The organism is Desulfosporosinus sp. I2 (genome assembly GCF_000960765.1).
GTDB lineage: Bacteria > Bacillota > Desulfitobacteriia > Desulfitobacteriales > Desulfitobacteriaceae > Desulfosporosinus.
On the sequence record NZ_JYNH01000004.1, the window covers coordinates 1 to 13,937 of the forward strand.

Annotated in this window: 11 protein-coding genes; all 11 read left to right on the forward strand. The window is 44.8% G+C overall.

Translation table 11 applies throughout. The annotated features are described in order from the left end of the window. Positions 1 to 71 precede the first annotated feature (71 nt). Positions 72 to 383, forward strand: coding sequence for a PadR family transcriptional regulator (locus UF75_RS01860; RefSeq protein WP_045572902.1), 312 nt, complete (start codon positions 72 to 74; stop codon positions 381 to 383). Positions 384 to 410: 27 nt separating this feature from the next. After that, a complete protein-coding gene (locus UF75_RS01865; protein WP_045572903.1) occupies positions 411 to 1,046 on the forward strand; it encodes an ABC transporter ATP-binding protein in 636 nt (211 codons plus the stop codon). 2 nt (positions 1,047 to 1,048) lie between these two features. Then, entirely contained in the window at positions 1,049 to 1,828 is a 780-nt protein-coding gene (fetB, locus tag UF75_RS01870) for an iron export ABC transporter permease subunit FetB (protein ID WP_045572904.1), read from the forward strand. Positions 1,829 to 1,899: 71 nt separating this feature from the next. Continuing rightward, positions 1,900 to 3,633: a sigma-54-dependent Fis family transcriptional regulator gene (locus UF75_RS01875; protein WP_045572905.1), complete on the forward strand. Its 1,734-nt coding sequence runs from the start codon at positions 1,900 to 1,902 to the stop codon at positions 3,631 to 3,633. 299 nt (positions 3,634 to 3,932) lie between these two features. Next, on the forward strand, positions 3,933 to 5,504 hold the full coding sequence (locus tag UF75_RS01880; RefSeq protein ID WP_045572906.1) for an acyl CoA:acetate/3-ketoacid CoA transferase: 1,572 nt from the start codon (positions 3,933 to 3,935) through the stop codon (positions 5,502 to 5,504). Positions 5,505 to 5,508: 4 nt separating this feature from the next. Then, positions 5,509 to 6,255 carry a 3-oxoacyl-ACP reductase FabG gene (gene fabG, locus UF75_RS01885; protein WP_045572907.1) on the forward strand — a complete coding sequence of 249 codons (747 nt, stop codon included), beginning with the start codon at positions 5,509 to 5,511 and terminating at the stop codon, positions 6,253 to 6,255. Positions 6,256 to 6,470: 215 nt separating this feature from the next. Continuing rightward, positions 6,471 to 7,868, forward strand: a complete 1,398-nt coding sequence (locus tag UF75_RS01890; RefSeq protein WP_045572908.1) for a GntP family permease — start codon at positions 6,471 to 6,473, stop codon at positions 7,866 to 7,868. Between the two features lie 492 nt (positions 7,869 to 8,360). Next, positions 8,361 to 9,941, forward strand: a complete 1,581-nt coding sequence (locus UF75_RS01895; RefSeq protein WP_045572909.1) for an acyl CoA:acetate/3-ketoacid CoA transferase — start codon at positions 8,361 to 8,363, stop codon at positions 9,939 to 9,941. Further along, a complete protein-coding gene (gene fabG / locus UF75_RS01900) occupies positions 9,938 to 10,684 on the forward strand; it encodes a 3-oxoacyl-ACP reductase FabG (RefSeq protein ID WP_045572910.1) in 747 nt (248 codons plus the stop codon). The genes UF75_RS01895 and fabG (UF75_RS01900) overlap by 4 nt, the downstream gene beginning before the upstream one ends. A 23-nt stretch (positions 10,685 to 10,707) precedes the next feature. Continuing rightward, entirely contained in the window at positions 10,708 to 11,886 is a 1,179-nt protein-coding gene (locus UF75_RS01905) for an acetyl-CoA C-acetyltransferase (protein ID WP_045572911.1), read from the forward strand. A gap of 62 nt (positions 11,887 to 11,948) precedes the next feature. Then, positions 11,949 to 13,343 carry a GntP family permease gene (locus UF75_RS01910; RefSeq protein ID WP_045572912.1) on the forward strand — a complete coding sequence of 465 codons (1,395 nt, stop codon included), beginning with the start codon at positions 11,949 to 11,951 and terminating at the stop codon, positions 13,341 to 13,343. Positions 13,344 to 13,937 lie beyond the last annotated feature (594 nt).

Here is a 13,937-nt window from a genome sequence, read left to right on the forward strand (position 1 = left end):
AAATGATGTTAAGATGATATCAAATACCGATATTGATATATGATATCAAATAATGATTATAGGTGATGTAAGTGGAAGAGCAAATCTATCGAAAACTATTCTTAGGGTTTATTCAGATTCACATCCTCCATCATGCCCAAAAAGAGGCTATTTTCGGTTCTTGGATGTTAGAGGAACTTCAAGAGCACAGATATCATTTAAGCGCAGGGACTCTGTATCCCCTTCTACACACCATGGAATCTGCTGGTTTGCTGGAAAAAGAAGATAAGAATGTAGAGGGGAAAATCCGAAAGTACTACAAAACAACTGAGAGAGGTAGCAAAGTATTACTGGAAGCAAAAAAGAAAGCCTATGAACTTTTTAAAGAGATAAAAGACGAGTGAAATATAGTAAGGAAGTGGTTGGCGCATATGTTTACACTGCGTGGTTTGAAATATAAAGAAATTTTAGATATCGTCGAACTGGACATTCATGAGCATAGAATCACCTGCATCGTGGGGGAAAGCGGAAGTGGTAAAACCACGCTGTTAAGGCTTTTAAACCATTTAATCAGCTGTGATGAAGGGGAAATCTGGTTTCAGAATACACCCCTATCTAAGTGGGATCCGGTTGAATTAAGACGGAAAGTCATGATGCTTTCGCAGATGCCGGCAATTTTTGAAGGAACGGTAAGAGATAACTTGTTGATTGGATTTAAGTTTTGCGAAAAGCCGCCAGTAGAGGATGGTCAACTGCTGGATGTTTTGAAAATTGTTCGATTGCCTAAAGATCTTTCACAAGATTCCAATTCCTTATCCGGAGGGGAGAAACAACGTTTAGCCATGGCAAGAGTACTGTTACTGGGACCGCAAGTTTTCCTTCTGGATGAACCCTCCTCCGCACTAGATGAAGAGACGACTCAATTTGTGATGGAACAACTGGTCCACCATGTCAAGCGCTTAAACAAAACTATGATTATGGTCACCCACTCCAGAGCTGTAGTTCAAGCCTTTGCCGAGCATGTCGTTGAAATCAAGAAAGGCAAAATTGTAACAAGGGAGGGCTAGCCATGCAAGGAAGCATCGACTTGTCGATTTGGCAATTGACAGCGGCATATATTTTTATTCTTTTGCTCATCCTCATTGTTAGACTCAAAGGGATTCCGAGAGAAAAAGAAATTCTAATTTCTTCTCTGCGGATGACGATTCAACTGGTACTTGTCGGTTATATACTTGCTTATGTTTTCGAACATAGCCATCCCTTTTATGCCCTCGTTATTACCGCCATTATGCTCATCTTCTCCATCTATAACATCTTTAACCGGACCAAATCGCCGTTGTCACCTGAGATAAAAAAGATTATCGCCCTTTCCATGACTTTGGGCATCCTCGTCAGTCTGATCTATTTCGTTCTTGTAGTATTGCAGGTGTCCCCTTGGTACGAGCCGAGATATGTCATTCCGATCGCAGGCATGATTATTGGCAATTCGATGACGGGCATCTCCCTTGGCGTTAAAACGCTTGTAGAAGGAATGACGACCCATAAACAACTTGTAGAAGCGGCTTTGATTCTTGGTGCGACACCAAAAATGGCCTCTAAGCAGATTGTGAATAATGCGTTTGATGCCGCAATGCTGCCAACGATTAATTCCATGGTTGGGATGGGCATCGTCTTTTTACCGGGCATGATGACCGGTCAAATTCTTGGCGGGGCTTCGCCCGTTGTGGCAATTGAGTATCAAATCGCAGTGATGCTGGGTATTGTTGGCAGTGTTTCATTGACGGTACTCCTTTTCGTACAGTTAGGCTACAAAACGTTTTTCAACTCCCGCTGCCAGATAAAGTCTTAATAAAGAATGAATTTGATTTACAATAGTATAGGACGGCCAAACGAATATCCGTAAACAGGAGGGAAATTGGAATGGAGTCTCACCAAATCATAAAACTAAATCGAATTTTTCAAGCAATTAATGCTGGCATCATTGTGATTGATGATCAGGATATAGTCTGTTATTGTAACATAACTGCGGCAAATTTTATGGGATTAGACGTAGAAGGTATTCTTGGTAAGAAAATAATTGATCTGATTCCAAATTCTAAACTTAACAGCGTGATTCAGGATGGAAAATCCAATTCTGAACAACTGTTCATCGGAGAGCGGATGTTTATTACGAACCGTTCTCCGATAAATCAAGCCGGAGAAACAATCGGTGCGGTGGCAGTTTTTCAGGATGGCAGTGAATTACAAAGTGTCTTATCTCGTTTAGATAATACGCAAACTAGCCTGACGAGCTTGGAAAGTATTTTTGAACAGGCCTATGACGGCGTTATGGTGGTCGACTCGAACGGCTTTATTACCCGGATTACGAAGAGCTACTGTCGGTTCCTTAATATTGAGCAAGAGGACGCGATAGGGCAATACTGTACTGATGTTCTCCCGAATAGTCGCATGCACATTGTTGCCCAGACTGGAGAAGCAGAAATCGGAGAGGTCATGGTCATTAATGGTAAAGAAGCCATGGTGATGCGCCTTCCTTTGAGAGAAGAAGGGAAAATTATTGGTGCAGTGGGGAAGGTTATGTTTCGCGATGTCCGGGAACTTCGAACATTAGCGGAAAAGTTGGATTTATTGGAGAACAAGCTTAAATTTTATGAGAAAGAATTAAAACACTATCAGAAATACCGCTACACATTTAGTAATATTATTGGTCAAAGCCCAGCCATTCTTCGGACGAAAGGTCTGGCAGAAAGGGCGGCTCACGGGAAGGCGACCGTCCTTTTGCGTGGGGAGAGTGGAACAGGTAAAGAGCTCTTTGCGCATGCCATTCACGCCGCGAGTACGCGCCATGACCAACCATTTGTGCGAGTGAATTGTGGAGCAATTCCGGCGGAACTTTTGGAGGCAGAACTTTTCGGATATGAGGAAGGGGCCTTTACCGGGGCTAAGAAGGGGGGCAAACCCGGAAAATTCGAATTGGCTAACCGAGGGACTATCTTTTTAGATGAGATCGGCGACCTTCCGCTTGCTATGCAAGCCAAAGTGTTACGGATCTTACAGGAGAAAGAAGTCGAACGAGTTGGCAGCAATCGCTTGCAGCAGCTGGACATAAGGGTTATTGCTGCCACGCATCGAGACTTGGAAAAAATGATTGGGGAAGGGGAGTTTCGCCGGGATCTTTATTATCGACTCAATGTCTTTACAGTGACGATTCCGCCTTTACGAGAGCGAGAGGGGGATGTCATGCTTTTAAGCGAACACCTCTTGGCGAAATTCCAACACGAACTGGGACTATCCTTAAGAAAGCTCGATCGTTGGGTTGTTGAACTATTTCAGCTTTACGCCTGGCCCGGGAACGTTCGTGAACTTCAAAATGCGCTTGAAAGAGCGATCAATGTGGCGGAAGGGGGTATGATTCAGCTTAAGGATCTTCCCTTATATCTTCAAGACTTAGAGGGACGTCGTGGAAACACAGCCCTGCAACCGTTAGCTCTAGAACTAGCAGAGGCAGAGCGTAAGGCCATAATAAAGGCCATGAAGACAACGGGTGGAAATAAAACGAATGCCGCGGAGATCTTAGGAATTCATCGAACCAACCTCTACCGGAAAATGGAGAAATACGGCTTAGCTGGAACGGATAGTGAAGGATTAGTGTAGCGATTTTGCGACGGGTTGCAAAATCGCTACACTAATCCTAAAATCAGGAATAGAGAGAGCTTTCACGTTTAAGAGTCGCATAAATGTAGCTTTTTAGCTACATTTATGCGACTCTTAAAGCACAGCCTTTGTATAATGAAACCCCTGAAGGATAAGGCCTTCAGGGGTTTTATAAATCTTGGCATAAATCTTGCTTAGTAATAAATTATTCGTAAATTTAGATTTTTCTGTTAATAAGAAATGAAGGCAGTGCTTGAGATTCAACAATTCCTGGAGAGGGTAAGACAGGAGGGTGAGAAATGAAGAAAGCAGTCTTGACAGCAGAGGAAGCGATTGCCTTGATTAAAGACGGAAGTATGGTCGCCGTCGATGGATTTGTAAGCATTGGACACCCAGAAGAATTGACGACCGCTTTGGAAAAAAGATTTGTCGAGACGGGTACACCCCGAAATTTATCCCTGGTGTATGCAGCTGGACAGGGAGATGGCAAGGATCGTGGCATGAACCATTTGGCGCATGAGGGTCTGATCAAACGCGTCGTGGGTGGGCACTGGAACCTAGCGCCTAAGTTAGGGAAGATGGCGGTTGAAAATAAAATTGAAGCCTATAATTTTCCTCAGGGGGTGATTACCCATCTCTTCCGAGATATTGCAGCCGGTAACCCGGGGTCGTTAACCCATATTGGCTTGGAGACCTTTGTCGATCCCCGTAATGGCGGAGGAAAACTGAATCAAGTCACCCAGGAAGATTTGGTGGAGCTTACCAGTTTTAGGGGTAAGGAGTATCTCCTCTATCATTCCTTCCCGATCGACGTAGCCTTGATACGAGGAACGTCGGCTGATGAATTCGGCAATATCTCGTTTGAACGAGAAGCACTCACCCTAGAAGGCCTCTCGATTGCCCAAGCGGTAAAAAACAGTGGCGGTATCGTGATTGTACAGGTGGAACGTGTTGTTCAAGCGGGAAGTATCAAGGCCAGAGATGTCCAGATTCCTGGTATTTTAGTGGATGCCGTGGTGATCGCCAGCCGACCTGAGTTCCACATGCAGTCGTTTGGCGAGCAATATAATCCCTCCTACAGCGGAGAAATACGCTTTCCCTTAACCGAACTCAAAGCAATTCCCCTTGATGAGCGTAAGATTATTGCCCGAAGAGCTTTTATGGAAGTAACCCCGGAAGCCATCGTGAATTTAGGAATTGGAGTGCCTGAAGGGGTCGCGTCAGTGGCTGCGGAAGAAGGGGTCTTAGACCAATTCGTCCTAACCGTGGAATCTGGTCCGATAGGAGGAGTCCCTGCTGGAGGGGCAAGTTTTGGAGCCAGTTTTAATCCGGACTGTATTGTGGATCAACCGTATCAGTTTGATTTTTACGATGGCGGAGGTTTGGACATCACAGTTCTGGGGATGGCTCAGTTGGACAGACAAGGTAATGTCAACGTCAGTCGGTTTGGGACGCGCATTGCTGGGGCAGGTGGGTTTATCAACATCTCTCAAACTGCTAAAAACGTTATTTTTTGTGGATCCTTCACAGCCAACGGAGCAGAGGTCGAGGTTAAGGAGGGCAAACTCGTCATCCTACACGAGGGGAAAATCTCTAAGCTAATTCAAGATGTTGAGCATATCACATTCAGTGGGAATTATGCGCGAAAGAAAGGGCAGAGGGTGCTATATGTTACGGAAAGGGCCGTTTTTTCCTTAGGAGAACATGGTCTAGTGCTTGATGAAATTGCCCCGGGTATTGATCTTCAAAGAAACATCTTAGATCTGATGGATTTTACGCCCATTATCTCGGAATCATTAAAAACAATGGATTCCAAACTGTTTTATCCAGAACTCATGAAACTGGCGAAGAACTTAGTGAAAGAAGTGTAACAAGATGAAGATAAACGATAGAGTTGCTTTAATTACAGGAAGCGGTCAAGGGATCGGTAAGGCCATTGCTCTCAAGTTTGCCCGTGAAGGCGCTAAGATCGCGGTCAATGATATTAAGTTTAATGAGGCAAAGGCACTAGAAACCGTCGAGGAACTCCGAAAACTAGGGGTGGAAGCTGAGCTTTTCCTCGCGGATGTCAGTCAAGAAGACAACGTGAGCAACATGGTGGAAAAAATTATTGCCCGGTTCAGGCGGGTGGATATTCTCGTCAATAACGCTGGGATCAATCGGGATGGACTGCTTCATAAAGGAAATCTAGCCAACTGGGAGGCGGTTATGGCGGTCAATCTAACCGGACCGTTTATCTGTACGAAAGCAGTGCTTCCGTCCATGCGCGCGCAGGAATATGGACGAATTGTCAATCTTTCGTCGCTGACAGCCCGCATAGGAATCTTTGGAACGGGCTACTATGCTACTTCAAAAGCTGGGTTGATTGGCTTAACAAAAGTCACGGCTGTTGAAAATGCGACTAAAGGAATTACCTGTAATGCCTTGGCGCCAGGCTATATCAATACGGACATGATGAATAAATACCCTGACGATCAATTAAAAGCACTAATCTCAAAGATCCCGGTGGGACGTTTTGCTGAACCGGAAGAAGTAGCGGACGCAGCCCTTTTCCTTGCTTCAGACTCCTCCTCCTATATCACGGGGGCGGTGCTCGATATTAATGGCGGAGTTTATATTTGAAATATTTGATAGGGTAAAGGACGGGAGTACGTGGTCTTTAATGGAGCCTTAGCGCTTCATTGAAGGATAGAGTAAAAAGGAAATTATTTTAGATCCATAGACGTGACAAGGATTTTGACCACTTTTAAATTAAGAAGGGGGGTGATTAAAGAAAAGCTGGTTTTGCAATTGCAAAATGTTAGTCGCGAACATAATTAAATTGGAGGTGTATTTTATTGGCGGTTCTTGGAATTATCTTGAGTTTGATTTTGCTGATGTACATGGCTTACCGTGGTTTTTCCGTTATCTTTTTTGCGCCAGTCTTTGCGTTGTTGGCAGCCGTACTCTCGGGCATGGCTCTAATGCCAACCTATACAGAAGTATTTCTCCCTAATCTGGCGAATTATGTTAAGGTCTATTTCCCATTCTTCCTACTCGGTGCCGTTTTCGGGAAAGTCATGGAAGAATCCGGGGCAGCTGAGTCGATCGCTAAAGCAATTGTAAATAAACTTGGACCAAAACAGGCAATTTTGTCAGTGGTCTTATCAGCAGCCATTCTTACTTATGGAGGGGTTAGCCTTTTTGTAGTTGCTTTTGCTGTTTATCCCTTCGGAGCTTCCTTATTTAGAGAAGCAAATATTCCAAAGCGACTTTTACCAGGAACGATCGCTCTAGGTGCTTTTACGTTCACTATGACATCCATCCCTGGTACCCCACAGATCCAAAACGCGATTCCCATGAAGTTTTTCAACACGGATTTGTATGCTGCACCAGTGTTTGGTACGCTAGCTGCCCTGATGATCTTTGGAGCAGGTCTGTACTGGTTGGAATATCGCAAACGGCAAGCTATTGCTGCAGGAGAAGGCTATGGTCAGCATACTCTTCAGGAGCCTGATCAAGTTCCTGACAAACACCTCCCTAATCCCTATCTGGCTTTATTGCCCTTGCTATCCGTCTTAGTGGTCACGCTATTTTTGCAAAAGTTTATTTTTCCAGCTTGGAATATCACAGATTGGGTTACTCAAGCACCTTATAATATTGCGAAAGCTGGAGTTGTCGGAACCATGAATAACTGGGCCTTGATCATTGCTCTCGTAGTAGGAATAACGATTGCAGTCCTAATCAATCCTAAAACCATGAAAGGAAATCTCGCTAAAGCGATCAACGCCGGAGCAATCGGCTCTTTGTTAGCTGTCATGAATACTGCCTCTGAAGTTGGTTATGGCAACGTTATCAAAACTCTACCTGGTTTTAAGACGATTGCTGATTTCTTATTAGGCATTGGGCAAAACGGCAGTCCGCTACCTTCCGAAGCAGTTACGGTTAATGTCCTGGCTGGTATTACAGGCTCTGCCTCTGGTGGCATGAGTATTGCGTTAGATACCTTTGGGAAACAATATTTAGAATGGGCGAATAGGGTCAATGTCAACCCCGAACTCCTGCACAGAGTTGCGAGCGTAGCCTCAGGCGGGATGGATACCATGCCTCATAATGGGGCAGTTATCACGCTGTTGGGAATCGTTGGCTTAACGCATAAAGACTCGTATAAAGACATTTTTGTCACGTCCCTGTTGATACCGGTTGTGTCTTGCTTTATCCTCATTTTCCTCCAAAGCATCATCGGTTTTATCTAAAATAGAGGGAGTCTTAAATTGAAGTTTAACACGCGTTGAAAACACACCACCAAGATCCGGAGTGTCATTAGACTTTGGGTCTTGGTCATATTTTTTTTAAAAACATTGCAATCAGTTATTGTTGAGAAACGGCTCAACATTACAAGGCTTAGCTGAGAAATTATAAGACACTTTTGAGTGTAGCGCTATCGATACGTGTTGCAATAACGCAACAATTAAATAAAATACAGAGAAATACAGGACTTTTGTCGAAAGCAGCGAGTAACATGTAGCTAATTTGCTACATGTTACTCGCTGCTTAATTTTGAGGTATAGTGGAAAAACTCAGAGAACTTAAGCTTTTTCTGTTTTTCTTGTGTTTGGCATGGATATTGCTTATATCTACATTGTCCGCAAATTTCGACATCTCTACATGAGGCAGTAAAAGGTGACTGGCTCGGCGAGGCCTCGAATGATGCCGGATACCTTAAAAGTTAGACAGGGGGGAAATAGATGAAGAAGGCGATTTTGACGGCGGATGAAGCGATGGCGTTAATCAAGGACGGTAGCATGGTCGCCATCGATGGATTTGTAAGCATTGGACACCCAGAAGAATTGACGAGCGCTTTGGAAAAAAGATTTGTCGAGACGGGTACACCCCGAAATTTATCCCTGGTGTATGCAGCTGGACAGGGAGATGGCAAGGATCGTGGCATGAACCATTTGGCGCATGAGGGTCTGATCAAACGCGTCGTGGGTGGGCACTGGAACCTAGCGCCTAAGTTAGGGAAGATGGCGGTTGAAAATAAAATTGAAGCCTATAATTTTCCTCAGGGGGTGATTACCCATCTCTTCCGAGATATTGCAGCCGGTAACCCGGGGTCGTTAACCCATATTGGCTTGGAGACCTTTGTCGATCCCCGTAATGGCGGAGGAAAACTGAATCAAGTCACCCAGGAAGATTTGGTGGAGCTTACCAGTTTTGGGGGTAAGGAGTATCTCCTCTATCATTCCTTCCCGATCGACGTAGCCCTGATACGAGGAACGTCGGCCGATGAATTCGGGAATATCTCGTTTGAACGAGAAGCACTCACCTTAGAAGGCCTCTCGATTGCCCAAGCGGTAAAAAACAGTGGCGGTATCGTGATTGTACAGGTGGAACGTGTTGTTCAAGCGGGAAGTATCAAGGCCAGAGATGTCCAGATTCCTGGTATTTTAGTGGATGCCGTGGTGATCGCCAGCCGACCTGAGTTCCACATGCAGTCGTTTGGCGAGCAATATAATCCCTCCTACAGCGGAGAAATACGCTTTCCCTTAACCGAACTCAAAGCAATTCCCCTTGATGAGCGTAAGATTATTGCCCGAAGAGCTTTTATGGAAGTAACCCCGGAAGCCATCGTGAATTTAGGAATTGGAGTGCCTGAAGGGGTCGCGTCAGTGGCTGCGGAAGAAGGGGTCTTAGACCAATTCGTCCTAACCGTGGAATCTGGTCCGATAGGAGGAGTCCCTGCTGGAGGGGCAAGTTTTGGAGCCAGTTTTAATCCGGACTGTATAGTGGATCAACCGTATCAGTTTGATTTTTACGATGGCGGAGGTTTGGACATCACAGTTCTGGGGATGGCTCAGTTGGACAGACAAGGTAATGTCAACGTCAGTCGGTTTGGGACGCGCATTGCTGGGGCAGGTGGGTTTATCAATATCTCTCAAACTGCTAAAAAAGTAATCTTTTGTGGGACCTTTACTGCCAATGGCTTAAAGGTAGAAGTTAAGGAAGGGAAGCTCGTCCTCCTTCAAGAGGGAAAAATTTCTAAGCTGATTCAAGAGGTTGAGCATATCACCTTCAGTGGAAACTATGCCAGCAAGAAAGGTCAGACGGTGTTGTTTGTGACTGAAAGAGCCGTGTTTAGACTCGGCGAACAAGGGCTTGTGCTTGAAGAAATTGCCCCAGGCGTCGATCTTCAAAAAGACATTTTAGATTTGATGGATTTTACACCCATTATTTCGGAATCGTTAAAAACAATGGACTCCAAACTGTTTTATCCGGAACTGATGAGAATCGGTGATGAACTGAATGAAAGGTGTGCAGCAAAATGAAAATTAAAGACAGAGTTGCCTTAATCACGGGAAGCGGTCAAGGGATTGGCAAAGCCATCGCTCTTACTTTTGCCCAAGAAGGAGCAAAAATTGCGGTCAATGATATTTCGTTTAATGAGGTCAAGGCGCTGGAAACTGTCGAGGAACTCCGGAAACTTGGAGTAGAGGCAGAGCTTTTCCTAGCAGATGTCAGTAAAGAAGACGAAGTAAACAGCATGGTGGGAAAAATTATCGAACGGTTCGGAAAAGTAGATATCCTTGTCAATAACGCCGGAATCAATCGGGATGGACTTCTTCACAAAGGGGTTCTCACGAACTGGGAGGCTGTCATGGCGGTCAACTTGACTGGACCTTTTATCTGTACTAAAGCGGTGTTGCCGTCCATGCGCACGCAAGGATACGGACGAATTGTTAATCTTTCCTCGCTTACTGCTCGTATAGGGATCTTTGGGACAGGGTATTACGCAACTTCCAAAGCTGGATTGATTGGTTTAACCAAAGTGACAGCTGTCGAAAATGTAAGTAAAGGAATTACCTGTAATGCCTTAGCGCCAGGATATATCAATACGGACATGATGAATAAATACCCTGAAGAGCAGTTAAAGGCACTGATCGCTTCGATTCCAGTGGGGCGTTTTGCTGAACCGAAAGAAGTAGCGGATGCAGCCTTGTTTTTAGCCTCAGATTCTTCGGCCTATATCACAGGTGCAGTGCTGGATATCAATGGTGGAAGTTTCATTTAAATGATACTCAAGGAGGATGGGACATGAAAGAAGTTGTGATTGTAAGTGCTGTTCGTACGCCGATTGGCTCGTTTGGTGGATCGTTGGGACAGATTCCGGCGGTCGAATTAGGGGCACTGGTCATTAAAGAAGCCCTGCGACGTGCTGGTGTATCGCCCGAACAGGTGGACGAAGTGATTATGGGAAATGTCTTGCAAGCGGGCTTAGGACAAAATCCTGCTCGCCAGGCCGCCATCAAGGCGGGTATTCCTCAGGAAGTACCTTCATGGACCCTCAATAAGCTTTGTGGATCCGGGCTTAAATCGGTTGAGAGTGCTGCTCAGGCCATTATGACCGGCGATGCCGAGATCATTGTTGCTGGTGGAATGGAAAGTATGTCAATGGCACCGTATGTCCTGGAAAAGGCTCGTACGGGTTATCGCTTGGGAAATGGCACTATGATTGATACCATTCTTAGGGATGGGTTAATGGATGCCTTCGATGAGATTCACATGGGGATTACAGCAGAAAACATTGCGGAGCAGTTTGAAATTTCCCGTGCTGAACAAGACGCTTATGCGCTGCTGAGTCAAAACCGGGCAGAAGCAGCCATGAAGTCCAGTGCTTTTGACGAAGAGATTGTTCCTGTCTTGATTCCACAGCGTAAGGGAGAACCCATCGTCTTCAATAAAGACGAATTTCCCAAGCATGGCACAACCTTAGACTCACTGACCAAACTGCGTACAGCTTTTAAAAAGGAGGGAACAGTGACGGCGGGGAACGCTTCGGGTATTAATGACGGAGCTGCCGCAGTTGTCATAATGTCGAAGGAAAAGGCCCTTGAATTAGGGTTACAACCGCTGGCTTCCATCGTATCGTTTGCTTCCGCTGGTGTGGATCCTAAAATTATGGGTACTGGTCCGATTCCGGCCAGCCGCAAGGCATTGTCCAAGGCCGGGCTCACCATCGAGGATATTGATCTGGTAGAAGCCAATGAAGCCTTTGCTGCTCAAACGATCGCAGTTGCCCGAGAACTGCAACTAAAAACTGATCAAACCAATGTTAATGGTGGGGCAATTGCTTTAGGTCATCCGATTGGTGCCAGTGGGACACGAATTCTCGTAACGCTCTTGTACGAAATGAAGCGGAGAGATGTTAAACGAGGTCTCGCCACCTTATGCATCGGGGGAGGACAGGGTACTGCTCTGATTGTCGAGAGGTAATCACCAACAAAAGATGATTTAAAAGACCAGAAGAAAAGAAAAAAGTTATTGGAGGGGTAATAATGGCGGTTTTAGGAATTCTCTTGAGCTTAGGCCTTTTAATGTTCATGGCTTATCGCGGCTTTTCGGTCATCTTCTTCGCTCCTGTTTTTGCAATACTAGCGGCCATATTTTCGGGAATGGCAATTATGCCAACGTATACGGAAATATTCCTGCCCAATCTTGCAAACTATCTGAAAGTTTACTTTCCATTCTTCCTGCTCGGAGCCGTGTTCGGCAAAGTGATGGAAGAATCGGGTGCAGCTAAAGCAATTGCTAAAGCTATTGTCAATAAACTGGGGAAGAAACAAGCAATGCTTTCCGTGGTTTTGTCCGCAGCGATTCTCACGTATGGTGGGGTAAGTCTTTTTGTAGTAGCGTTTGCTGTCTATCCGTTTGCGGCTTCGATCTTTAAAGAAGCAGATATACCTAAACGACTGGTTCCGGCAACAATCGCCTTAGGGGCCTTCACATTTACGATGGATGCTCTTCCGGGGACTCCTCAGATTCAGAACTCGATCCCAATGAAATTTTTTAACACCGATCTTTATGCCGCCCCCATCTTTGGAACCTTAGGTGCTATTATCGTTTTAGTGTGTGGCATTGCATATTTGGAGTGGCGTAAACGTACGGCTCAAGCAGCAGGAGAAGGGTACGGGACAGATCATAAGAACGAACCTGAAATGGTAGATGATCGTAACTTGCCTAACCCAATATTAGCGACCCTACCGTTGATTTCGGTACTCGCGGTTACTCTCATTTTGCAAAAGCTCGTTTTCCCGAGTTGGAATATCACCTCATGGGTAACTCAAGCCCCTTATAACATCGCCAAAGCAGGGGTTGTGGGAACCATGAATAACTGGGCACTCATGATTGCACTTGTTGTTGGTATTGTTCTTGCCTTGGTTATTAATCCTTCCCGGATTAAAGGGAATCTAGCGAAAGCGATCAATATGGGTGCTATCGGTTCGTTACTCGCAGTAATGAACACAGCCTCTGAAGTCGGTTTTGGTAACGTTATCAAATCCCTGCCAGGCTTCCAAACCATTGCTCACGCCTTAATGGGTATTAATGGCGGAGGTAGCCCATTACTGTCCGAGGCAGTCACTGTCAATGTCTTAGCAGGGGTGACTGGTTCCGCTTCTGGTGGGATGAGTATTGCATTAGACACGTTTGGTAAGTCCTACTTGGATTGGGCGACAAGAGCCAATATCGATCCTCAGTTACTGCACCGTGTTGCATCGATGGCTTCCGGGGGAATGGACACCTTGCCTCATAACGGAGCAGTCATCACGCTTTTGGGGATTGCAGGTCTCACGCATAAACAATCCTATAAAGATATCTTTGCGATTACCCTCCTGAAGACGGGAACCGTCTTTGCTCTCATTCTCTTACAAGGGGTTTTCCATTTCGTCTAAAAATTTGATAATAGTTACTGTGGTGTAAGACAGACTCAACTAGAAGCAAGGGGTTGTAGCAAACTGGAAAACAAGTTTGTTACAGTCCCTTGCTTTATGCGTAGCATAGAGAAAGATGAGCAAGTATACCGAAATAGCGAACAAAAACGCTAAGAAAGCGAAATTACATTTAATGTCAACAAAAAGATACACGTATCCATTTGTTGACATGCCTCCGAAGTCAGTAACTATAAAGCGGATTGCGAGTTCTATTTCTCTAAAAGTAAACAAGCGTGTACATATTGAGAATATAGGCATTTTTGGATTCGCAAGGGCAAAAGGCTGCAACTCTGGCATTAAATAAGAAAGAATATTATAACCATAATGATATAATCAATGGTATAATAATTGCATATAAAATTCAATATATTCGGAATAGAATAATCAAAGATGTTTACAATTAGACCAAAATAAGGGAGGCAAACTTCAAAGACACTGTATTAACGCTTGGAAGACAAACTTTTGACAATTAGGCCTAGTAACCTTCTGAAACTTGAGTTTTCACAATTATAAAGTAAAAGGCAGAAGGTTTACAAATTAACTAAAGAGAAAGGG

Excerpts from the sequence above, each read along its gene's own strand:
- UF75_RS01875 (WP_045572905.1), top strand. The coding sequence starts at position 1,900 with ATGGAGTCTCACCAAATCATAAAACTAAATCGAATTTTTCAAGCAATT.
- UF75_RS01910 (WP_045572912.1), top strand. The coding sequence starts at position 11,949 with ATGGCGGTTTTAGGAATTCTCTTGAGCTTAGGCCTTTTAATGTTCATG.
- UF75_RS01880 (WP_045572906.1), top strand. The coding sequence starts at position 3,933 with ATGAAGAAAGCAGTCTTGACAGCAGAGGAAGCGATTGCCTTGATTAAA.
- UF75_RS01865 (WP_045572903.1), top strand. The coding sequence starts at position 411 with ATGTTTACACTGCGTGGTTTGAAATATAAAGAAATTTTAGATATCGTC.
- fabG (WP_045572907.1), top strand. The coding sequence starts at position 5,509 with ATGAAGATAAACGATAGAGTTGCTTTAATTACAGGAAGCGGTCAAGGG.
- UF75_RS01905 (WP_045572911.1), top strand. The coding sequence starts at position 10,708 with ATGAAAGAAGTTGTGATTGTAAGTGCTGTTCGTACGCCGATTGGCTCG.
- fabG (WP_045572910.1), top strand. The coding sequence starts at position 9,938 with ATGAAAATTAAAGACAGAGTTGCCTTAATCACGGGAAGCGGTCAAGGG.
- UF75_RS01895 (WP_045572909.1), top strand. The coding sequence starts at position 8,361 with ATGAAGAAGGCGATTTTGACGGCGGATGAAGCGATGGCGTTAATCAAG.
- fetB (WP_045572904.1), top strand. The coding sequence starts at position 1,049 with ATGCAAGGAAGCATCGACTTGTCGATTTGGCAATTGACAGCGGCATAT.